Here is a 4,181-nt window from a genome sequence, read left to right as displayed (position 1 = left end):
CGAGAACCACCGTTCCGGGTATCCACTCCGCAACGTACTGCTAATTCTAGGTGGCTTTGTCCTTGTTACTTCCGGTAATCATGTAAACTATTGTTACTAAGGTATTCATTACTAAATAGATGTGGTTACCATACTAGACATAATAGAGCAATTGAGAGCGTTTATTAATGACCAGACTATCCCCCCAAGAAGCTTATTTAGCTCTTATGAATATTGTCATTTTGGACAGTTTTTACTAGTATATCTTTAGTTGTAGCATGTTCTTTTACAAACTTGCCGAAGTTTCTCTGAGCTATGTGCCATCCAGCGCGATACTGAATTGCAGATACGGATTTTAGCTGGCGAAATTGTTTCATAGTGAATCCAGTCACGATCTTGCTTCTCTGCTAAATATTTTCTTGTCAGCGTAGAACGTGCCAGCGGGTATCAAAGAGGCTAACAACGCCCAGAAAGTGGTTCTGATCTTCCACCTCCTCAGGTAAGCAACCTGAAGAACCAGGACAATGTAGACGATGAACAGGCATCCGTGAATCATTCCTACTACGTAGTTAGGTTGAGGGGTAGCAAAGTAGTACTTCAGCGGCATGGTGACTCCAAGAAGCAGATAAGAGCACCCTTCCATAAATCCTACAATGCGAAGCCGCCCCAGGGGTGTTCCTAGTAATTCACTTGGCATACTAATTGGCGATTTGAGCTCTAATAAAAAGGCCGTAGTTTTCTGTATCTATTTCCCCGGGACCATAGCGGTCAAAGTTGGCTCCCAGTCCCGCTTGATACTTTCGGTAGGAAAGCCCAACGCGAAAGTACAAATAACTCCGGTCATGAAAGTCTTGCTCAGTGTTATGATTGTATAGTCCCTGAATCCGAGTATACAGTCCTATATCTTTTGTAATGGGTGGTTTGAACTCAAGCAAACTGAATGTCTCAAAATTGTAGTCATCGCTCAGATCAAAGCGAGGCAGTAGAACAAAGAGCCATTTCCGACTGCCAAATACGTAGTTTAACCCAGCCGTAGGGCGGAACCCGGTTCGGTAATGCATGGTGGCACCGGTGGCTACTGATAGGCCTTTGAACACTTCATAATTGAGCAGGCCCTGAGTGATATACTCGTTTTCCCCTTCATCGTTTTGGTAGTCGCCGTTGAAGCTGGTTACATTAAAAAAGCTGAAGCGACTGCCTGGTGCAAAGGGTTTGCTAATGATCATTTGAAAATTTAGATATTCGTTACCAGCGAACACTTCCAAAGGAATAGGCGGACTGGGGGGACCAGCCCCTTGCCCGGAGTGCTGAGCGTGAACGTAGCCGTAGCCGGACAATAGCAAGATACTGAGGAATGCTGTTCTAAAATTCATACGATAGACAGGTTAGATGATTCTGTGACACAAATGTCATGACATAGGGCACGGCATGGTTATGACATTCCCGGCTAATCATCGGCAAAATCAATCTATCGGCGCATTGGATTGATTTTGCTTATTTTCTGCTGCTTGTTGCTTACCCCTTAGGCTCGGAGAACCGCGTACTTTGTTCCGTACTTAATCAATCTGATATGCGCGGAACAATACCCTACTTCCTATTTCTTACGCTATTTTTCTTCTCTTTTACTGCACTGAAGGCCCAGCCTGCCCCGGAAGGTATGCGACCTAATCCGCCGGTCCAGGTCGAGTTGAGTGCGGGCTACGAGAAAACACTGTTCCAGAGCATCATTATCAAGCCGCTAGACAAAAAGCACCGATTTGACTTTTTCAACATCAGCTATTTCGACAACTACTATGACGATGAGAATAAGCCGTTCAACGAGGGGCTGATCCAAACGTACGTGGCCTATAATTTTATCAAGGGGGTAGGAGTCGGTTTAGGTGGTACCTACAATTCCTTTGGCGGAGTATCGGCCAACTTGGTCGGTCAGTTCGTGAATGCGGGGCCTAATCACCTAATCGTATTCTTCGCCACAATCTATCTGGAAGAAAACCCTCAGTACGAAGCCTTCACACAGCTACAGTATCGCTTCCGGTTGAACGATGATTGGCGGCTCTTTACGCAGCTTATGGCACTGACCAACTGGGTAGAACTGGAAGATCACAACCGAAGCTTTCAACAACTACGGGTAGGTCTGGACTATCGAAACTATCAGTTCGGGATAGGGGCTGACTTTGACCAATACACCCCCTTACCTGAGCGCAAAGGGCAGGTGGGGCTATTTGTACGAGCTGAAATCTTCAATTAATCGCCTTTACTGATTTCAAATTGTCAATTAAGTTACCATGAAAAGCAAAGTAGCCAAGAATATCGCGCTAGCACTCAGTAGTTTACTGATAGCCTTCACCATCTTCGGGAAGTTAGCCAGAAGCCCCCAGGTAGTAGAGCAGATGGGTCCTCTGAGGCTAGAAGAAGAACTCTATCTGCTGGCCGCTATTGAGATCGTAGCCTTGGCCCTCTATATCTTCCCCCAAACGATCAATATCGGCTTCTTCCTACTCACTGCTTACTACGGCGGGGCCATTGCCGTGAACCTGAATGAACCCGTCAATACTGTTCCGGCAATTGTTTTTCTCATCCTTATCTGGATTGCCACCTTCATTCGCAAACCCGCGTTATTTACGGCCGGGAGGAGCAATGGCACTAGTGCATAGCATAGCTTATCAATCATACGGAACTACAACTCTTGACAACGATGGACCCACTCAGGAAGAATCTCAATCAGCTCAAGCCTCATGTAGAAAAGGGGGGGAAATACCACCGTTGGTACTTTGTCTACGAAATGACCGAAACATTTTTGTATGCTCCCAACGCTACCGCTCAAAACAAAGGTGCGCATGTACGAGACGCAAACAACCTGAAGCGAATGATGATTACGGTGGTGGTAGCGCTCATACCTTGCTTACTGTTCGGCATCTACAACGTGGGGCATACGCACTTTTTGGCAACGGGGGAGTTAATGAGTGCTACCCATTGGGACAAAATCCTAACCGGCGCGAAAGTAGTGCTGCCGATTGTGCTGGTAGCCTACTCAGCGGGGGGCCTGGTGGAGGTCACCTTTGCTACGATCCGCCGCCATCCAGTCAACGAAGGCTTTCTGGTCACGGGTATGTTGATCCCGCTGATCATGCCCCCTACTATTCCGCTATGGCAGGTTGCTTTAGCGACGATCTTCGCGGTAGTCATTGCCAAAGAGGTGTTCGGGGGCACCGGTATGAATGTGCTGAACGTAGCGATGACCGCCCGGGCGTTCTTGTACTTCGCTTATCCGGCCGACATGTCGGGGGATGTATGGTATTATCTGGGTGAAGAGTCCTACGCTAGCGGATTCTCGGGGGCAACTCCATTAGGGCTAGCCGCCGAAGCCGTTGCCGTAAAAGGGGTGCAACCGGTAGCAGCCACCCTAAGCGGTTTTCAGGACGGACTCTATGATTTCTGGAATCTGGTCGTTGGTCTGATCCCCGGTTCCATTGGTTCCACTTCTTTGCTGATGGTACTAGCTGGAGCCGTCATTTTGATCGCTTCCGGGGTAGGAAGTTGGAAAATCATCTTGAGTGGATTCCTGGGAGTACTGGCGACGGGATGGATCTTCAACATCGCCGGTGCTAACGAATATATGAATATGCCCGCCTACTACCACCTCGCTATCGGCGGGGTAGCTTTTGGTATTGTGTTCATGGCGACTGATCCAGTGTCAGCTACTCATACTGAACAGGGAAAGTGGCTGTACGGCGCGCTCATCGGAATAATAACGGTCATCATTCGCGTACTGAATCCGGCGTATCCTGAAGGGATTATGCTGGCAATACTGTTTATGAACGTGTTCGCGCCTTTGATTGACCACTACGTGGTAGCACGAAACAAACAGCGAAGGCAACTACGACTGAAGAAAACTTCATAATAATCATGATTGTTCGCTCTAATAACGTTCGTTGTATGCCCTCAGAATTGTCAAGGAGTACCACTTTTGGTAGGAATCCTCAACGTCAGAAACTATCATTGGTAAGGTATCATGAGAATATAAAAACGGTGGATGATCATCAAATTCCTACGCTAGATCCGGAAGACTTCTTCCGGCGTAATTATAAACAGCAGCAGGAAGCTTCCTTCTTTCATTCATCAAGTTTCAACGCGTTTGAAATTCATCGTATTGAGGAGCATAAAAATTATATCAACTTCCCCTTACTTCCTCACCGTAAGAC

The 4,181-nt window shown here is 47.2% G+C and carries 5 protein-coding genes; 3 read left to right on the top strand and 2 right to left on the bottom strand.

All coding sequences use genetic code 11. The features are described from left to right. Positions 1–367 precede the first annotated feature (367 nt). Both WBA23_RS21790 and WBA23_RS21785 read right to left on the bottom strand, forming a co-directional pair. The gene (locus WBA23_RS21790) at positions 368–676 is read right to left on the bottom strand and encodes a DUF3817 domain-containing protein (protein ID WP_424584391.1); all 309 of its coding nucleotides are present in this window, start codon (positions 674–676) and stop codon (positions 368–370) included. Position 677: 1 nt separating this feature from the next. Continuing rightward, positions 678–1,352, bottom strand: coding sequence for a hypothetical protein (locus WBA23_RS21785; RefSeq protein ID WP_424584390.1), 675 nt, complete (start codon positions 1,350–1,352; stop codon positions 678–680). 197 nt (positions 1,353–1,549) lie between these two features. Between WBA23_RS21785 and WBA23_RS21780 the strand changes: the two genes are divergently transcribed. From WBA23_RS21780 to WBA23_RS21770, 3 genes are read left to right on the top strand one after another with little or no spacing between them, the layout of a single operon-like run. Next, positions 1,550–2,227 carry a hypothetical protein gene (locus tag WBA23_RS21780; protein ID WP_424584389.1) on the top strand — a complete coding sequence of 226 codons (678 nt, stop codon included), beginning with the start codon at positions 1,550–1,552 and terminating at the stop codon, positions 2,225–2,227. 37 nt (positions 2,228–2,264) lie between these two features. Beyond that, complete coding sequence (locus WBA23_RS21775; RefSeq protein ID WP_424584388.1) at positions 2,265–2,633, top strand: DoxX family protein; 369 nt, start codon at positions 2,265–2,267, stop codon at positions 2,631–2,633. 41 nt (positions 2,634–2,674) lie between these two features. Then, on the top strand, positions 2,675–3,880 hold the full coding sequence (locus WBA23_RS21770; RefSeq protein WP_424584387.1) for an NADH:ubiquinone reductase (Na(+)-transporting) subunit B: 1,206 nt from the start codon (positions 2,675–2,677) through the stop codon (positions 3,878–3,880). Positions 3,881–4,181 lie beyond the last annotated feature (301 nt).

It is taken from the genome of Tunicatimonas sp. (assembly GCF_049647865.1).
Classification (GTDB): domain Bacteria; phylum Bacteroidota; class Bacteroidia; order Cytophagales; family Cyclobacteriaceae; genus Tunicatimonas.
Note: the sequence above shows the minus strand (reverse complement) of the source record. Positions and strands in the feature narration are given on the sequence as shown.

Bases quoted from the DNA above. Each gene is read 5' to 3' on its own strand.
- WBA23_RS21790 (WP_424584391.1), bottom strand. From the start codon at position 676: ATGCCAAGTGAATTACTAGGAACACCCCTGGGGCGGCTTCGCATTGTA.
- WBA23_RS21770 (WP_424584387.1), top strand. From the start codon at position 2,675: ATGGACCCACTCAGGAAGAATCTCAATCAGCTCAAGCCTCATGTAGAA.
- WBA23_RS21775 (WP_424584388.1), top strand. From the start codon at position 2,265: ATGAAAAGCAAAGTAGCCAAGAATATCGCGCTAGCACTCAGTAGTTTA.
- WBA23_RS21785 (WP_424584390.1), bottom strand. From the start codon at position 1,352: ATGAATTTTAGAACAGCATTCCTCAGTATCTTGCTATTGTCCGGCTAC.
- WBA23_RS21780 (WP_424584389.1), top strand. From the start codon at position 1,550: ATGCGCGGAACAATACCCTACTTCCTATTTCTTACGCTATTTTTCTTC.